16 protein-coding genes and 3 pseudogenes are annotated in these 15,983 nt (G+C 61.5%); 13 read left to right on the top strand and 6 right to left on the bottom strand.

All coding sequences use genetic code 11. The annotated features are described in order from the left end of the window. The 5 genes and pseudogenes from HP547_RS29585 to HP547_RS08150 form a co-directional block, all read left to right on the top strand. Window positions 1-118: pseudogene (locus HP547_RS29585) on the top strand (DUF1543 domain-containing protein); the annotation flags it as partial. Between the two features lie 142 nt (window positions 119-260). Next, the gene (locus HP547_RS08165) at window positions 261-620 is read left to right on the top strand and encodes a hypothetical protein (protein WP_172225662.1); all 360 of its coding nucleotides are present in this window, start codon (window positions 261-263) and stop codon (window positions 618-620) included. A gap of 280 nt (window positions 621-900) precedes the next feature. Then, window positions 901-1,242 (top strand): hypothetical protein, encoded by a 342-nt coding sequence (locus HP547_RS08160; RefSeq protein WP_172225665.1) that lies wholly within the window; start codon window positions 901-903, stop codon window positions 1,240-1,242. Window positions 1,243-1,284: 42 nt separating this feature from the next. Further along, window positions 1,285-2,400, top strand: coding sequence for a hypothetical protein (locus tag HP547_RS08155; RefSeq protein ID WP_172285995.1), 1,116 nt, complete (start codon window positions 1,285-1,287; stop codon window positions 2,398-2,400). 207 nt (window positions 2,401-2,607) lie between these two features. Further along, the gene (locus HP547_RS08150) at window positions 2,608-2,916 is read left to right on the top strand and encodes a chorismate mutase (protein ID WP_172225671.1); all 309 of its coding nucleotides are present in this window, start codon (window positions 2,608-2,610) and stop codon (window positions 2,914-2,916) included. 487 nt (window positions 2,917-3,403) lie between these two features. On the opposite strand, the gene HP547_RS08140 is transcribed toward HP547_RS08150, so the two are convergent. Further along, on the bottom strand, window positions 3,404-5,170 hold the full coding sequence (locus HP547_RS08140) for a M24 family metallopeptidase (protein WP_172285994.1): 1,767 nt from the start codon (window positions 5,168-5,170) through the stop codon (window positions 3,404-3,406). Between HP547_RS08140 and HP547_RS08135 the strand changes: the two genes are divergently transcribed. The 3 genes from HP547_RS08135 to HP547_RS08125 all read left to right on the top strand — a co-directional run bounded on the left by HP547_RS08135 (window position 5,171) and on the right by HP547_RS08125 (window position 8,612). Further along, window positions 5,171-6,655: a PLP-dependent aminotransferase family protein gene (locus HP547_RS08135; protein ID WP_172285993.1), complete on the top strand. Its 1,485-nt coding sequence runs from the start codon at window positions 5,171-5,173 to the stop codon at window positions 6,653-6,655. 257 nt (window positions 6,656-6,912) lie between these two features. Next, on the top strand, window positions 6,913-7,818 hold the full coding sequence (locus HP547_RS08130; RefSeq protein ID WP_172285992.1) for a LysR substrate-binding domain-containing protein: 906 nt from the start codon (window positions 6,913-6,915) through the stop codon (window positions 7,816-7,818). Between the two features lie 89 nt (window positions 7,819-7,907). Further along, window positions 7,908-8,612 carry an SDR family oxidoreductase gene (locus HP547_RS08125; protein WP_172227722.1) on the top strand — a complete coding sequence of 235 codons (705 nt, stop codon included), beginning with the start codon at window positions 7,908-7,910 and terminating at the stop codon, window positions 8,610-8,612. Between the two features lie 72 nt (window positions 8,613-8,684). Here the strand turns inward: HP547_RS08125 and HP547_RS08120 are convergent, their stop codons facing one another. Both HP547_RS08120 and HP547_RS08115 read right to left on the bottom strand, forming a co-directional pair. Further along, window positions 8,685-9,911 (bottom strand): MFS transporter, encoded by a 1,227-nt coding sequence (locus HP547_RS08120; RefSeq protein ID WP_172227724.1) that lies wholly within the window; start codon window positions 9,909-9,911, stop codon window positions 8,685-8,687. Window positions 9,912-10,246: 335 nt separating this feature from the next. Beyond that, a complete protein-coding gene (locus HP547_RS08115; RefSeq protein ID WP_172285991.1) occupies window positions 10,247-11,122 on the bottom strand; it encodes a universal stress protein in 876 nt (291 codons plus the stop codon). 284 nt (window positions 11,123-11,406) lie between these two features. On the opposite strand from HP547_RS08115, the gene HP547_RS08110 reads away from it, so the two are divergent. Continuing rightward, window positions 11,407-11,640, top strand: a complete 234-nt coding sequence (locus HP547_RS08110) for a hypothetical protein (protein WP_172227728.1) — start codon at window positions 11,407-11,409, stop codon at window positions 11,638-11,640. Here the strand turns inward: HP547_RS08110 and HP547_RS08105 are convergent. Beyond that, window positions 11,641-11,793, bottom strand: a pseudogene (locus HP547_RS08105) (UV damage endonuclease UvsE); the annotation flags it as partial. It lies immediately after the preceding gene. Window positions 11,794-11,851: 58 nt separating this feature from the next. Beyond that, window positions 11,852-12,232, bottom strand: coding sequence for a termination factor Rho (locus HP547_RS08100; protein WP_172285997.1), 381 nt, complete (start codon window positions 12,230-12,232; stop codon window positions 11,852-11,854). A 183-nt stretch (window positions 12,233-12,415) separates the two neighbouring features. Here HP547_RS08100 and HP547_RS08095 point away from each other — a divergent pair, with 183 nt between their 5' ends. Further along, entirely contained in the window at window positions 12,416-12,805 is a 390-nt protein-coding gene (locus tag HP547_RS08095) for an NUDIX domain-containing protein (RefSeq protein ID WP_172227730.1), read from the top strand. A 118-nt stretch (window positions 12,806-12,923) separates the two neighbouring features. Here HP547_RS08095 and HP547_RS29580 read toward each other — a convergent pair. Beyond that, a pseudogene (locus HP547_RS29580) lies at window positions 12,924-13,028 on the bottom strand (polyphosphate kinase 2); the annotation flags it as partial. Between the two features lie 238 nt (window positions 13,029-13,266). On the opposite strand from HP547_RS29580, the gene pstS reads away from it, so the two are divergent. From pstS to HP547_RS08080, 3 genes are all read left to right on the top strand, one after another. Further along, window positions 13,267-14,298, top strand: a complete 1,032-nt coding sequence (gene pstS / locus HP547_RS08090; protein ID WP_172227732.1) for a phosphate ABC transporter substrate-binding protein PstS — start codon at window positions 13,267-13,269, stop codon at window positions 14,296-14,298. A 72-nt stretch (window positions 14,299-14,370) separates the two neighbouring features. Continuing rightward, entirely contained in the window at window positions 14,371-15,339 is a 969-nt protein-coding gene (gene pstC / locus HP547_RS08085) for a phosphate ABC transporter permease subunit PstC (protein ID WP_172227734.1), read from the top strand. Then, window positions 15,336-15,983: PstA family ABC transporter permease (locus HP547_RS08080; RefSeq protein WP_172285990.1), on the top strand; the 648-nt coding region annotated here is incomplete at its 3' end. The genes pstC and HP547_RS08080, both read left to right, overlap by 4 nt.

The following is a 15,983-nucleotide window of genomic DNA, read 5'->3' as shown; positions in this document are numbered from 1 at the left end:
GGTGCTGGATGTTGATGACTGTTTGCCAATCGATCAGGTCGGTGGGCGATATGTGCACCTGGTCGAAGGGCCACATGCCGGGATCGTGCAGCGCAACGCTTACATCGTGCTTACCTAGGCTGGGCACCTGGGCACCTGGGCGAGTGGGGCAGGTGGGTGTCTGTTATCGACCCCATAGCAGACATTCAGATGGAAGCCCCAACCATCTATATATAGGCTGTGCGTTCTGAAATGGATTTCCAGGTAAGGGCAAGCGGCTTATGGCAAGTTCCGAAATTCACGAACGGTTGAACAACCGTCGATTCACCGTCGCCAACAACACCCACGGGCTATCGGGCAACGGAACGGTATTTCATTATCTCGTCGACGGTGGGGCCATCACCGGCACTTACCAAGGCGGCCGGATCCGCATGGGCTCTCAAGTGGGGCGGGTGACAGGCCGCAACACCATCGAGCTTCTTTATCACTGCATTACCACTGAGGATGAGATCCTCGCTGGCTGGTCGCGCGGTGAGATTGGCCTAGACCAACATGGCCGCACGACGCTTCACTTTGTTTGGGGATGGTTATCAGGTGCGACGGGTGGGGGCGAGTCTAGTTACGTCGAGCTTGCCGAATAGCTAGCCTATTGCAGAAGCAGCGATTCTCGAACGTTTGCAATGGGTCGATGCCGGTCAAAATTCTCTTCAAGGGAGTGTGAATTGTGCGGGCGGTCTGGAGCTATCTTCAGCATGCAGATATTTTCAACAATTGCTGCGCTGCACTTTATTTTGCCGTCAAGCAAAAAGGGTGGCAGCTGGACGTAGGTCGACGGACCGAGACTCCATGGCCGGCTCTGCTAGGATGACTCGCTCACCAGAACTTGAGCTACAGACGATCAACCACTAAAAGGAATTTCCATTGATCAAGCAATGTGTACTCGGTCTTGCAATCGCATCGATACTAACAGGCTGCGGCGAGGACAGAGAGAAGACCGCCCGCACCAAAATCGGCGCAATCAGCGTAGCGTTCGATGCCCGCCCGCAAGGCACCCCAAACGCCAGCGGTACCAGAACGCTGACCCGGCAAACCATCAACCAGTGCGTCGAACACCTGACCAAAACCAAGGCTGACTTCGACGTCATCCGCAAGGACTATGCCGACACCCAGGCAGTGCAGTCGATGGAGACCAAAGCGCTGTATGGAAAGGTGCGCGGCCAGCTGGCGACTTGTCAGCAGACGAAGGCTAAGTTGGACTATTGAGAGCTGACGCAACTCACTCAAAGGAATTGAGGACCGGATGCCATGAACGACATCAACAATGTGCAACGTTTGTATTCCATGGAAGGCGCAGCCCACCTGTACTCCAGCGACCCTGCAATACTCACCCCCGCAGATCTCTACAATGTGAAGCACGAGCCCGCACACCTTGCGGCGCTGCAGAACTGCAACATCTACCTCATCGTCCGCCGCCCCCGGGTGTACCTGCAGCCGGAGAGTTTCAGCCTCAGCGGCCGGACCGTAACCGGCAACTTCCTGGTTCGCCGTGCGCAGGGCATGGTGGCGGTTCCGTTTGTCTACGAAATTCCAAAAAGCTCCATCCCCGCAGATGTGCCGATCGTGGATGTCGCGATCGCGGTAAATGGCGCTGCGATGGTTGCTATCACACCCTGTGGCAAGCAGATGATGTCGGCTAGCGTGATCATCGCCGCATCGGAACATGAGCTTGCCGATGAAGACACCGCGATGGAGGTGCTTTACGTGGGGCAGGGGATTGGCCGAACCCGTGCGCGCACGGCGCTGGACAGGCTGCAATGCCACAGCACCCTGCAGAGGATCCTTGCCGACACGCTCACCAACTTCTACGAGCATGAGGTTTTGCTGTTGCTGTATCGCTTCGAGCACGGGCGCACTGTGGTCAGCAATGGCGGCGATTTCAACGTCGATGCCCAGGCGGACGACCACGCCGACCTGGCACACTTCAAGCGCTTGCAGGGCGTGCGTCTGAAGCGCCATGAAGTTGTGTCGCTGGTCGAAGCGGGCCTTATCAATTACTTCAAGCCCTACTACAACAGTTTGCTCAAGGCGACGAGCTTCTCGGCGAAAAACAAGCTGAAGGTTCTCAGGCAATTGATGGCCAAGGGGCCGACCGGGTTGATTGTGGAGCTGTCGACCGTGAACCTGCGTTCGCGCATCGGCACGCTCCATGCCATACCGGTTGACCTTGCAGCTGCCTATCCGCCCGAGGTGCTTGATGGGCGCAACATTGATGATGAGCAAACGCGTGAGCGGTGGCGGGAAGAACTGAGAAGGGTCGCGCATACCCACATCGCAAAGTTTGCCCTGACCACAGCCGATGAGCGAGAGACTTTCATGCATGGGACGGTTTTTCTGGGGGATAGCGAGCGGGTTATGCTGTGAGCCGATGCTTCCGCCGATTGCTGCCTGATGCGGTTAGGCGCACGCATGGAACAGCCAAAGTGACGTTGTGATAGTCATTGACACGTGCGTTCAACGATGCCTTGGTTCCACTTAACTCACGGCCACCAGAGGCTACGATAGAGCCCCGAATCACCATCAACTGCCTGCTTCAATCAATCGCAGGCTTATGATAAGGAAGTCAAGAAAATGGATGTACTTTGCACCTCTCTGGACGAAGTCCGCCAAGGCATCGATGACATAGACCGCAGCCTCGTTTCGCTTCTCGCCAAACGGGGAAGGCTCGTCACGCAAGCGGCGGCCTTCAAGAAAACCTCCGATGATGTACGTGCGCCTGCACGGGTTGAGCAAGTAATAAGGAAGGTTCGTGAAATGGCTGACGAAAGCGGTGCCTCTGCTGAGGTCGTGGAGCAGGTGTACCGGGCGATGATTTCGGCATTCATCACTGAAGAACTGAGCACTCATGCGAAGCTGACCAACGAACCTTCAGCACCTTGATCACAACGCGGGGCTCATCGAAAGCCCCGCCGCTTTTGCTCGCCCACTAGCCCATTTATCAGTCGTGGCCGCTGGTACAGCATGACTTTGCCCAGTAAGCCTGCATGCTGGAATATTTTTTTATTTCCGGTCACGTACGTACAGTTCGGAAGAAGCGACTCAAAGTGCTCAGTGTATTTATGTGCGATGTAAAACAGCACGATAATAGACAAAATGATGGGCGCAAGGATCAACAGCGCAATCAATCCAGGGTCAACTGTATTCACTTTGATACCTCGCGAAATAAAAAATCACCCACCATCTCGCCTCCCAAGGGGCTGATTACATAATGACGTTCAACCCACCCTTGATCACTAGCAGGAACTGGAACGGCTTGAGGCCTTACCCTGATGGCCCAGATATATTTCAGTCGGAGTGGAGCTTTTTGCCCGACCCATTTGCCTTTGTTCCCAGCCGCCAGTTTTCACGGCGCCGCTTGAGGCGTTGATCAGGCCGCCAGTTTCGCAACCCGCTTGCCATCGCCGATCAGGATGTCTTCAAAAAACGCCCCCACCGGCTCGGTTGGGTGGCACAGCTGTATCTCCAGCACCCACACCACTTCGCTCGGGACGATTTCCACCTCGGCCAGTTTGTCCTGCCCATACAGCACATGCGGGAAATCGGCGATGCGGTGGCCGGCCAGGTTGCGTTCAAGCTGCCACCCTTTGGCCTGGGCGCTGCGTTCGGCGAAGTCATACAGCTCCCGTCCGGTCAGCCCGCGGCCCCAGGCCTGGCGGGTTTCGTCGAACACTTCATGCAGCGCCTTGACGCAGGCGTGGTGCAGGTCGTGCTCACCAAACACGAAGGTATCGCCATAGTCGCCTTCGTAGCCGTCCCATACCGGGCCAACGTCAACCACGACGATATCTGTGGTACGTAATACACGTTTCAAATCAACGCCTTGCCGAGGTGTACGGACCGTGTCGTCGCCAAAACGGATGTAGGTCGGGTGCCAGGTATGTGAAGCGCCCATGGCCTGCAAGGTGTGCGCGGCCATTTCCAGCGCCTGGGCGGTGGTCATGCCGACCTGCAGCTGGCTGGCGATGGCGGCGACTGCCCGTACCGACTGCTCGCGCGCCGCCAGCATGCCGTCCAGCGAGTAACGCGGGCCGACCTTTTCCAGCTCGGGGTGCAGTGCGCTGGATAAAGCAGCGGCCGCCGGCGAAGTGCCGCTGGAAACAAAGGCCTCGGCGACAAAACGATGGGGCTGCACGCCTGCTGCAAGGCACAGCTCGCGGGCCTGGCTGATCATCGTCGCGTTGCCGCAAGCATAAACCTGGATGTCGGACCAGCGGTGTGCCTGGGCCAGCGCCACCTGTTGCACGCGTGCCTCGGCCGAAAGAACCCGGTGCCAGCGGAAGTCGGGGTGCGTACGGCTGGCCTCGTCGAGAAAAGCGCAGTCATGGAAATCCGCCTGCGATGAACCGCCCCAGTACAGGGTGACCTGCGCATCACCCGCCAACGCCGTCAGCAGCAAGGGCTTGATGCCTGCGTAACCGGTGCCGGTGGCGAACAGCACCACCGGGAGCTGGTCATCATGCTGCCAGGTGCAGGCACCCACGGGGCCTTCGAGTTGCAGTGTGTCGCCTGCCTGCAGTGTGGGCAGCAGGTGATGCGTGAACAGGCCGCCACTGACCTTGCGGATGTAGAACACCAGCTGCCCCTGGTCCTGGGCTGGCAGGTTGGCGATGGAGAAACAGCGGCTGTCGCCGTTGTCGAGCAGGAACCTGACGTACTGGCCCGCCCGCACCTCCAGCGGCTGGGCAGGCTGGAGCACCAGTTCGACGATATCGGTGCTCAGTTCGCGCTGGACAACCACCTGCGCCTGGGTTTGCAGTACGGGCGTTTCCAGGGACCACCCCGGGATCTCCAGGCGCATGTCACTGCAAGCGTGGCTCTGGCACAGCAGCATCTCGTCGTCGGCCAGTGGATAGCACGGCGCGGGCGCGTCTGCATCGCGTTGCCTGGCCTGGTACTGCCCAGCCACCACCTTGACCTTGCACGAGCCGCAGGCGCCGCGGCGGCAGGAGAAGGGCACCGGCAGGCCGCTGGCGAGCATGGCGTCGAGCAGCAGTTCCTGGCTGGCTTCAAAGGTTTTGCCCGAAGGCGACAATTCAATGACGTGGCGGCTTTGCATGAGCACCTCGGGGCAAATGGAGGTTTGATTGTTGCTATAGTCCAGGACCAGAAGAACCTCCAGTTTTGGATAATTCACATGGTCCAGCTTCGCAAATGGCCGCCGCTGCTCAAGCTCGATGGCGCGCAACCGCAGGCTTCGTACAGGCAGATCGTCGAGGGGCTGGTGGCCGCGATCAGCGAGGGCCGCCTGCGCCCTGGCACGCCATTGCCGGGCACGCGCGAGATGGCGCGGCTGCTCAACGTCAATCGCAAGACGGTGATCCTTGCCTATGAGGAAGCGCAGACCAAGGGCTGGCTGGAAACCGTGCAGCGCCGAGGTACCTTCGTCAGCCAGCAGCTGGCGGCTGGCACGCAGGTCGAACACAGTGTCGCGCAGCCCTTTGCCTTGGCGCTGCCAGAGGCGCCTGCCGTCGCCTACTTCGCCGCCAATGAACTGGCTGCCGCCCAGCAGGGGCGGCCAGGTGCGTTGTTCATCGACAACGGCGCCTGTGACCACCGCCTGCTACCCCAGGCCGTGCTGCATCGCTACTACCGCAATGCGTTGCGCAGCAGCTTTGCCAGCAACAGCGTGCGCCATGGCAGCGACTGCAGCAGCCGCTACCTGCGCACTGCGCTGGCCGACATGCTGCGGCACAATCGCGGCCTCAACGTTGGCGTCGAACATATCTGCTTGACCCAGGGCATGCAGATGTCGCTGCACCTGGTGGCCAGTGTGTTGCTCAAGCCGGGTGATGTGGTGCTGGTCGAGCGCCTGAGCTACCCGCCGGCGTGGGAGATTTTTCGTCAGCTGGGCGCTCGGCTGGTGACGGTGGAGCTGGACGACGAGGGCTGCCGGGTCGATCAGCTGGAGGCGATATGCCGGCTGCACCCGGTGCGAATGCTGTACATCACGCCCCATCACCAGTTCCCGACCACCGTCAGTCTGCCAGCCGGGCGCCGGCAGCGGTTGCTGGAGCTGGCGCGCCAGCATGACTTCTGTGTGGTCGAAGAAGACTACGACTATGAGTATCACGTCGCCGGGCGGCCCTATCTGCCGCTGGCCAGCGACCGCCAGCAGCGGCATGTGATCTACATCGGCTCGCTGTCCAAGGCCTTGGGCAGCACGTTCCGTTGCAGCTTTATCGTGGCGCCGGCAGAGGTGACACAAGTGCTGGAGCGCAGGGCGACGCTGAACCTGGGGCAGGGCGATGCGGTGATGCAGCGGATGCTGGCCGAGCTGATCAATGATGGCGAGCTGAAAAAACACTTGCGCCGGGTCAACCGCGAGTACCGCCGGCGTCGGGAGACCCTGCTGGCTTGCCTGCGGGATGCGTTTGGCGAACAGATTACGGTACGCGAACCGGAGGGCGGGCTGGCCTTGTGGGTGCGGTTTGCCGACGCCATCGATGTGGACCGGCTGGTTCGCAAAGCGCAGGAGCTGGACCTGGTAGTGCGCAGTGGCCGGCAGTTTTCGCCGTTCGGGCATGCCGAGAACGCCTTGCGCCTGGGGTTTGCTTCGCTGGATGCGGATGAAATTCGCCGGGCCGTCCAGCGCTTGGCGCAGGCGGCCAGGGCGATGTAGTGCCGGGCTAGGCTTTGGTTTTGGGGTCTGCTGACATCCGCCACCAGCCTGACACTGACCTCGGTATCCGCCTCGCCGAGCCTGGATGCACCAGAAAACACCCAGCGCATTTCGCTGCAGGTCGAGGGCAGCGGGCCGGACGTTTTCGTCATGCTGGATCAGCCACATGCATTTGCGCTGCCGTGATCGACTTCCTCGGCCGATGAGGTTAGCCTCGGCGCAATGCTGCCAGCCCAGCCAATAGAAAATCCATCGCCATGACCTCAGGTTTTCCCGGGTTGCCCTCACTCAACGCGCTGCGCGTGTTCGAGGTGGTGGCGCGCCACTTGAACTTTCGCCTGGCGGCCGAGGAGCTCGGTGTCACCCAGGCCGCCGTTGCCCAGCAGGTTCGCGGGCTGGAAGCCGGCCTGGAGGTGCGCCTGTTCGAGCGCTTGCCGCGCGGGCTTGGCCTGACCGATGCGGGGCATGCCTACAGCACCAGTGTGCGCAGTGCCCTGGCGATGATCGACGAGGCCACACGGCTGCTGCGCCCGACACCTTCCCACCTCACCGTCAGCGTGACGCCGACCTTTGCCTCGAAATGGCTGATCCCCAGGCTAGGGCACTTTGCCGAGAGCCACCCTGATATCGACCTGCGGGTGCTGGCCACCGACCGGCTTTCGCACTTTCATACCGATGGGGTGGACCTGGCGGTGCGTTATGGTCAGCCACCATTTGCTGCCGGGTTGAACGCAGAGTTGTTGATGGAACCGCGTGTGGTGGCAGTGGCGAGCCCGGCACTGTTGGCCGGTATGGGCCGGCCGCAAGGCTTCGCCGCCCTGCAGCGCTATGTGGCGCTGCACGATGCGCACAATTTCTGGCCGTCATTCTGTGCAACGGTGTTCCCTGGTCACCCCCCGCCCACCGCCAGGACCGTGCGCTTCAACCAGACCTCGCTGGCCATAGAAGCGGCCATTGGCGGCCAGGGCATCGCCTTGGCCAGCCATGCCTTTGTCCGTGACGACATCGCGGTCGGCCGGCTGGTGCAGGTATTCCCCCAGCACCTGCAGCTGGACAAGGCGTTCTACCTGGTATGGCCACGTAAAGGCCAGCCCATTGCGGTGCTGGAAACGGTGAGGGCCTGGCTGAAGGCGCAAGTTGACGAAAGAAAATCTACTGGCTAGGCGAAGCCTGGCTGCCTCCCTCGGTCGCGGCGTGGCTGCTACTGTGAATGCACTTGTAAGCACAGCGTTGCATCTTCAACGGAGGCAGTATGTCGGTAGAAAAGGTAGCAATCATCACCGCCGGTGGCAGTGGCATGGGCGCTGCGGCAGCACGCCGCCTGGCCGCAGACGGCTTCAAGGTCGGGATTCTCTCGTCCTCGGGCAAGGGCGAGGCGCTGGCCAGGGAGCTGGGCGGGATTGGCGTGACGGGCAGCAACCAGTCGGTCGAGGATTTGCAGCGGCTGGTCGATGCCGTGGTCGAGCAGTGGGGGCGTGTCGATGTACTGGTGAACAGTGCCGGCCATGGTCCACGTGCGCCGATCCTCGAGATCAGCGATGGCGACTGGCACAAGGGCATGGACACCTACCTGCTCAACGTCATCCGTCCGACACGCCTGGTGACGCCGATCATGCAACGGCAGAAGGGCGGGGCGATCATCAACATCTCCACCGCCTGGGCGTTCGAACCCAACGAAATGTTCCCGACCTCGGCGGTGTTCCGTGCGGGCCTGGCAGCGTTCAGCAAGATATTTGCCGACACCTATGCGGCGGATAACGTGCGCATCAACAATGTGCTGCCGGGCTGGATCGACAGCCTGCCGGCCACCGAGCAACGTCGCGACAGCGTGCCGCTCAAGCGTTATGGCACCAGCGAGGAAATTGCCGCGACCATTGCCTTTCTGGCCAGCGAGGGTGGCGCGTACATCACTGGGCAGAACATCAAGGTCGATGGTGGCCTGACGCGTAGCGTCTGAGCTGCTGCCGTATTCGCGGGCAAGTCCGCCCCTACAGAGGAGCGGACTTTGCCTGGGGCACTCGCGCTTTCATCAAGCGCTTTGGGCTGCCAGGCTGTTGCTGACATTGCGCCCCAGCACCAGCACCGTGACAAACCCACAGCCCACCAGCGCCGTGGCCAGGCTCAGCAGCACCGCCGTGCCCATATGGTCGACCACCTGCCCACCGAAGAACGAGCCCAGCGCAATGATCACCTGGAACATCGCCACGAACAGCGGCATGCCACGCTCGACATCCTTGGGCGCGACCACAAACATCCAGATATTGGCGCAGGCCGGGAACGCGCCAAAGGCAAAGCCCCACAGCGCGATCAGCATCGCGGCGCCGGTCATGCCGGTGGCGAAGTGCGGGAACAGGGCGGTGCTGACAGCGATCAGCAGCGCGACCAGCATCAGGGTATGCCGTACGCTGCGGTTGGCCGCGAAACCGGCGAAGATGTTGCCCATGAATCCGGCCACGCCATACAGCAGCAACAATGAGCCGATGGTAGGGCCATCAAAGCCGGCATTCTGTTTGAAGAACGGTGCAACGTAAGTGTACGCGGCAAAGTGCGCCAGACCGATCAGCAGGACGGCGATCAAACCGACCCGCGCTTGCGGGTTGATGAACAGGGCCGGCAGGTCGCTCACGCGAATGGCCTTCTCCGGGTTCAGCCGCGGCAGCAACAGTACCTGCGCCAGCAGCACCGGGATCCCCACCAGCGCGGTAACCAGAAAGGTCATGCGCCAGCCCATCAGGCCACTCAGCCAGGTACCTACGGGCACACCCACTACAGTCGCCAGGGTAACCCCGGCCATGATGATCGAGTTGGCCTTGGCTACGCCCATGCCATCAGGCGCCAGGCGGCCGCTGAGGGCAATGGCGGTGGCCCAGAAGCCGCCGATACTGACGCCCAGCAGCACCCGGCCGACCAGCAGCAGGTTGAAGTCGACGGCGTAGGCGACGATCGCGTTGGCGATGATCATGATCAGCGTCAGGCCGATCAGCAGGTAGCGCCGGTCCAGTGCACCGACGCCCACGGAAATCAAAGGCGCGGCCAGCGCGGCCATGATGCCGGGCAGGGTCACCATCAGGCCGGCAAGGCCGGCACTGATGCCAAGGTCGCTGGCCACATCGTTGAGCACGCCCACCGGCAGAAACTCGCTGGTGACCAAGGCGAAGGCACCAACGGCGACCGAAAGAATCGCCAGCCACTGCTGGGTGAGACTCTGTTGGCTGTGTTCGGGAAGGCCCTGACGGGCCTGGGGGGTATTTGGCATGGGGTGCGGTTCCATGAGGGGATGTCGCCTGTGGCAGGCGCAGGAGCGGGGAGATTTGCAGGCGATTATAGGGACGGCCCTGCCAGGCCGACAGGCGCGCCGCTCGATAGTGATCATCAGTGCAATCGATGAAAGCTCACCGCTGCAGCTTGCTGTCCCGGCGCAACGCCCCCCCAGCACCATGTGGAGGACCGTTTGGGTAGCGCGTTCAAAATCCGCTTTGTTTGGGTAGGGCGGCGCGCACGGCGATATCGTGCGAGTGCGTAGCGGTAAACGTCGACTCCTGCCGAGGCGGCTGTGGAAAGACGCCCGGCAAGATCGTCGACACCGTCAGTTCATGGCGATACCAGCACGTCACACTGCGATTCGTTCAGGACATGTTTGGTGACGCTGCCGACCAACAGCGCTTCCAGGGCGCTTTCACCCTGTTTGCCGACCACGATCAGGTCGCACTCCAGCGCCAGCTCCTGCTCGGCAATCCGCCAGCCAGGGTCGCCATGCAGCACGATCTGCCGGGCGTCGGCCACGCCGGCAATCTCGCTCAGTGCGGCGAGTTGTTTCACGGCATCCTTGCGGATGACGTTGCGGTAATGGGTGAGGGTGTCATGGTCGATGTGGGCGAAGCGGATACTGCTTTCGAACGGGGCTTCGTACACATGCAACAGGATGATTTCGGCCTGAGGCGCAATGGCCTTGGCCAGTTCGATGGCCCGCTGCGACGCTGGCGAAAAGTCGACGGGCACCAGCACGGTGCGGTAGGCATCGCGGGGCGCCTGCTTCACCACCAGCAAAGGGCAGGGCATCCGATCAAGCATTTTGTGCACGGTAGAGCCCAGCAGCAAGCGCCGGCCCACGCCCTGGCCTTTCGCCCCACACACCAGCAGGTCGCTGCCCTTGTCTTGCACCACACGAGAGATTTCCGTGGTCACCGAGCCGTTGGCCACCTGCACGCCAGCGGCAATGTCATAGCGCTGGAACAGCATTGCCGCCTGTGCGCGCAGCTTTTCGCCGGCGCTGTCCCGCACCCGCTGCAACAGGTCGTCATCAGGTACCACCAGCTGCTTCAGGCGCTCGAAGGGTGCCGGGTTGGCAATATACAGCAGGTCCAGCGGGGCTTGCTGCGCCTGGCTGAGGACGGCCGCGCGCTCCGCTGCGTTGCGGGCAAAGGGTGACAGGTCGGTGGCTACCAGTATGTGTGTCAGCGGGCTCATGTGGGGCTCCTTGTCCAAGATCGCGCGGTTATCGATGCGCTGCTTGCTGCCATCGTCTCGCGAACCCGATACGGCGGCTTGATTTGCGTCAACTGCATGCCGATCCCGTCTGCATCAAATCCCAGGCCCTGGCATCTGCCGGGTCGGCGGGGATCAAGGCCGGGATGCAGCAGTCACGAGCAATGCGCATGGGGGCAGAAACACGCGCTGCACTGAAATTTTGCATGAGCCATCTTGATGCTTTCACATAGTGGTACTAATACTTAAGCACTGCTGGAAGAGGGATGATCATGCAGACGCGCTTCGTAGTAGTTCCCGCTGTGCCGCTCCAGAAAGAATTGCTCCCTCGCCGTTTTGGCTTCCCGGCCGCCTTGGGGGAGGGCTACGACCTGTATGACACGCTGGAAAAGGTGCGCCTGAGCATCAACTTCCCGACCCGCGCTGCCGCGGAATACGAGTGCGCTTCGCGCAACGGTTGCTGTGATACAGGCGGGGCGGATATCGCCGGCAATGGCTGATCAGGCCAGGTAGCGCCGGTAATAGTCCAGCGTCGCCAGGTTTTTGTCCTTGGCTTCGAACATGATGTCGAACCGGTCCAGGAACTGCTGGGCGTAGCGGTTGGTCCAGTCGTTCCACATCTGAGCGCTGTGTGCGTACAAGTCGCGTTTAGCCCAGGCGCGGCATGTGAAGTCTCCAGAACTGGTGGGAGGTGTCGCGGCACCCCTGCCGCTAACCGTGTGTGCGCAACGCTTCGACCAACTCGGCTTTGGTCATGGTGGAACGCCCCTTGATGTCTTTGCTTCGCGCTTCTTTCATCAGGCTGGCCTTGGTCTGGGTTTCCAGCGAACTGCCAGAGGTGCGTGAGTGGCCCTGACGTGATTTGGCGGCACGTTTTGCCGAGTCCGAGCGCGCGGACTGCTTTTCGCTGGAGGCGGTCGTTTTCCCCGAACCGCCTTTTTTATCGCCACCCCCCGACTGCTTGTTGACCGTGGCCCAGGCGCGCGCCTGGGCCTCGTCTTTCGGTACGCCCTTGTGCTCATAGCCCGCCTCGATGTGCTCGGCTTTGCGCTTCTGCTTGTCTGTGTATTTGTCTTTGTCACCGCGTGGCATGGTCCTCACTCCCGCTTCATTGGCCTGACCGGTTGAAACCCTGCGCAGCGCCAGAGTGCCGGGCAATGGACGAATGGCACCATTGCTTCGGCCGATGGTCATTCAATGGACATATACAGGCTTTAGGGTGGAGACAGGAGCCGTTACAAGGCTCCGGTCCAGCTAGGCGAACCGGGATGACTCATGAAGGCAATGGACATCGCTACAGCCAGGCGCAAGGGTATCAAGCTGCGCGCCACGGTAATTTATCGCAAGGATGGCCAGGTGCTTTTTGTGCGCAAGCGCAATGCGAAATGGAACCTGCCGGGGGGCAGGGTCGAACCGGATGAGACGCCACTGCAGGCTGCGCGGCGGGAAATGGCGGAAGAGACCGGCCTGGCCTTCGATGAATTGCGCTTTGTCAGCGAGTACCGTGAGGAGCGGGTTATCCATTATTTGTTCGAGGCGCGCAACGCGGCGGACAAGCCTCGTCCTCGCAACGAGATAGACGCCTGCCGCTGGATCAAGCCGCGGCAGGTGGCCAAGCGGCGGGTCAGGCGGCCGATCAAGACGCTGTTGCGGCATTGCGCTTGAGGCTGGGGCACGCAAAGATCGCGTGCGGGCTGACAGGTGCCTGCCACAATACATGCAGCGCCTGTCAGCCCTGAGGCGATCTTTGCGTGCCCCAGACAATGCCCCCGCCCCACCCCTGTCAATAAACCTGCGGCACAATCATGTCCACCGGCGTCGGGTTACGGCTGTAGTCCTCCTGCCTGACCCGCTGTGGCAAGTCGATCCTCGGCACCTTCGCCTCTTCATCCAAGCAGCTCGCGATGGATGCGCCTCATCAAGGTGTGTTCTGTCGGGGACATGGCGAGCGCTCGTGCTGGGGATAGATGGCAAATTGATAATCGCCTTCGGTTACCAAGGCATGACATCACCCTGCCGCCATGGCAGAGGGAAAAAGCTCTACCGTGCGGCCTGCCATTCAATCGTCACAAAGCTGTAACACAGCTGATGCAAAGTGTGCCGGCCATCACAAGGAGCGCTTTTCGATGATTCGCCTGATGAAGTCTGCTGCACTCGCCGTTGCCGTTTCGCTTTGTGCCACTTCCGGGGCTTTCGCCGCCGAGAACGTTCGCCTGACCGGTTCCGGCGCGAGCTTCCCGGCTCCTATCTACCTGACCTGGTTCAAGGACTTCAGCAAGAATACTGCTGGCGTCACCGTTGACTATCAGTCCAAGGGTAGCGGCGCGGGTGTCCAGGACTTCCTGAACAAGACCGTCGACTTCGCCGCCAGCGACTCGGCCATGAGCGAAGCGGACATCGCCAAGGTCGGCGAAGGCGTGCAACTGCTGCCAATGACCGCCGGTGAGATCGTCCTGGCCTACAACCTGCCGGGCGCCCCTAAAGGGCTGAAGCTGCCTCGCGATGTGTACTCCAACATCTTCCTGGGCAAGATCACCAAGTGGAACGACCCGCAGATCGTCGCTGCCAACCCCGAGCTGAAGCTGCCAGACATGCCGATCACCGTGGTGGTCCGTGCCGACTCCAGCGGCACCAACGCGGTGTTCACCAAGCACCTGTCGGCTATCAACGCTGACTTCAAGAAAGACCTGGGTGAAGGCAACACCGTCAACTGGCCAGCCACCGACAAGTTCATCAAGTCGCCGAAGAACGACGGCGTAACCGCCACCGTACGCCAGACCCCAGGCGCCATCGGCTACATCGAATACGGCTTCGCCAAACTGGCCAAGGTCGACTTCGCCGTACTGCAAAACAAAGCCGGCCAGTACGTCGTGCCGAACGCCGAGAGCGGTGCCGAAGCGCTGGCTGCGGTGAAGATGCCGGAAAACCTGATTGCCCACCTGCCAGACCCGGAAGGTGCCAAGTCCTACCCGATCACTTCCTACACCTGGATGATCTTCCGCAAGGACAATGGCAGCCCGGAAAAGGCCAAGGCCATGCGTGAAATGGTCGAGTACGGCCTGACCAAAGGCCAGGAGATCGCCGACTCGATGGGTTACATCCCGCTGCCAGCGTCGGTTGTCGCCGAAGTGCGCAAAGCGTCGGAAAACATCAAGTAATACCCTCAGGCGCTCCTGGCGTGGACAGACTGTCACGCCGGGGGTGTTTGCCCTTTGTCCCGGAACTCGCCCATGAACACACCTTTTGCCATACCGGATAACCCGGATTCCGCGTGCCAGCCACCGTCCGCCAAGGACTTCCTGGTTGACCGCACCTTCCGTGCGCTTGCACGTATCGGTGTGGTGCTGATCCTCGCGCTGGTCTTCGCGCTGGTGTACGAAGTAGGACGCAAGGCACTTCCTGGCATGGAAAAGCACGGGTTTGATGTGCTGTTCGGCACTGTATGGGACGTCAACCAGGGCAAATACGGCATTCTGCCCGCCATTTGGGGCACGCTTTACAGCGCCCTGATCGCCTTGTTGATCGCCGGCTTCTTCGGCGTCAGCATGGCCATTTTCCTCACCCAGGATTTCCTTCCGGCCAAGCTTGCCGCGGTGTTCCGCACCATCGTCGAGCTGCTCGCCGCCATCCCCAGCGTGGTCTACGGCCTGTGGGGCATCTATGTGGTCATCCCGGCGATTCGCCCGCTGACCGCGTGGCTGAACAGCGAGCTGGGCTGGATCCCGTTTTTCGGCACCTCACTCAGCGGGCCAGGCCTGCTGCCTGCGGCGTTGGTACTGGCGATCATGATCCTGCCGACCATTGCTGCCGTTTCCCAGGATGCGCTGACCAGCGTGCCAATGAAAACCAAGCAGGCGGCCTACGGTATGGGCACCACCCACTGGGAAGCCATCCTCAAGGTGATGGTGCCATCCGCCGCCACCGGCATCTTCGGCTCCTTGGTGCTGGGCCTCGGCCGCGCACTGGGTGAAACCATGGCCCTGGCCATGCTGGTCGGCAACGCCAATACCATCACCTTGTCCCTGTTCGCCCCGGCCAACACCCTGGCGGCGCTGCTGGCGCTGAACTTCCCGGAAGCCGGCCCGAACGAGATCGAGGTGCTGATGTATGCGGCACTGGTACTGATGTTCATCACCCTGCTGGTGAACGTGTTCGGCTCGATGATCATGCTCTACGCCCAGCGGGGTAACAAACAATGACCGACCTTTCGACCCCTGTAGCCGCGTTGCCCAGCCTGCAGCGCAAGCTCGAAGGCCGTGCCCTGCGCAGCCTGGTCCTGACCTCGCTGGCCTGGTTCGCCGCGCTGGTTGCCAGCGTGCCGCTGATTTCCGTGCTGTACATGCTGATCACCCGCGGCGGTGCGCGCCTCAGCCTGGAAGTGTTCACCGAGTTGCCGCCTACCGGCTTCGAGATGGGCGGCGGTTTTGGTAACGCCATGGCCGGTACCTTCGTCATGGTCGGCATCGCTGCCGCCATCGCGGTACCGGTCGGTATCCTGGCAGCCGTGTTCCTCGCCGAGCTCGGCCCGGAGAGCAAGCTGGCCAACGCCGCGCGCTTTGCCGCGAAGATGCTCACTGGCCTGCCTTCGATTCTGGCCGGCGTATTCGCCTACGCCCTGGTGGTGATGACCACCGGCACCTATTCGGCACCGGCAGGTGGCGTGGCGCTGGCGGTGCTGATGCTGCCGATCGTGGTGCTGACCGCCGAAGAGTCGATGAAGATGGTGCCCAAGATCATGAAGGACGCCGCCTACGGCATGGGCTGTACCCGTGCCCAGGTGATCTGCAAGATCGTCCTGCCCACCGGCCTGCCTGCCATCCTCACCGGCGTGATGCTGGCCGTG

Origin of the sequence: Pseudomonas sp. CM27 (assembly GCF_013179515.1) — a bacterium.
GTDB lineage: Bacteria > Pseudomonadota > Gammaproteobacteria > Pseudomonadales > Pseudomonadaceae > Aquipseudomonas.
Note: the sequence above shows the minus strand (reverse complement) of the source record. Positions and strands in the feature narration are given on the sequence as shown.

Bases quoted from the DNA above. Each gene is read 5' to 3' on its own strand.
- HP547_RS08150 (WP_172225671.1), top strand. From the start codon at position 2,608: ATGGATGTACTTTGCACCTCTCTGGACGAAGTCCGCCAAGGCATCGAT.
- HP547_RS08165 (WP_172225662.1), top strand. From the start codon at position 261: ATGGCAAGTTCCGAAATTCACGAACGGTTGAACAACCGTCGATTCACC.
- HP547_RS08135 (WP_172285993.1), top strand. From the start codon at position 5,171: ATGGTCCAGCTTCGCAAATGGCCGCCGCTGCTCAAGCTCGATGGCGCG.
- HP547_RS08115 (WP_172285991.1), bottom strand. From the start codon at position 11,122: ATGAGCCCGCTGACACACATACTGGTAGCCACCGACCTGTCACCCTTT.
- HP547_RS08110 (WP_172227728.1), top strand. From the start codon at position 11,407: ATGATCATGCAGACGCGCTTCGTAGTAGTTCCCGCTGTGCCGCTCCAG.
- HP547_RS08120 (WP_172227724.1), bottom strand. From the start codon at position 9,911: ATGCCAAATACCCCCCAGGCCCGTCAGGGCCTTCCCGAACACAGCCAA.
- HP547_RS08130 (WP_172285992.1), top strand. From the start codon at position 6,913: ATGACCTCAGGTTTTCCCGGGTTGCCCTCACTCAACGCGCTGCGCGTG.
- pstC (WP_172227734.1), top strand. From the start codon at position 14,371: ATGAACACACCTTTTGCCATACCGGATAACCCGGATTCCGCGTGCCAG.
- HP547_RS08095 (WP_172227730.1), top strand. From the start codon at position 12,416: ATGAAGGCAATGGACATCGCTACAGCCAGGCGCAAGGGTATCAAGCTG.
- pstS (WP_172227732.1), top strand. From the start codon at position 13,267: ATGATTCGCCTGATGAAGTCTGCTGCACTCGCCGTTGCCGTTTCGCTT.
- HP547_RS08155 (WP_172285995.1), top strand. From the start codon at position 1,285: ATGAACGACATCAACAATGTGCAACGTTTGTATTCCATGGAAGGCGCA.
- HP547_RS08100 (WP_172285997.1), bottom strand. From the start codon at position 12,232: ATGCCACGCGGTGACAAAGACAAATACACAGACAAGCAGAAGCGCAAA.
- HP547_RS08125 (WP_172227722.1), top strand. From the start codon at position 7,908: ATGTCGGTAGAAAAGGTAGCAATCATCACCGCCGGTGGCAGTGGCATG.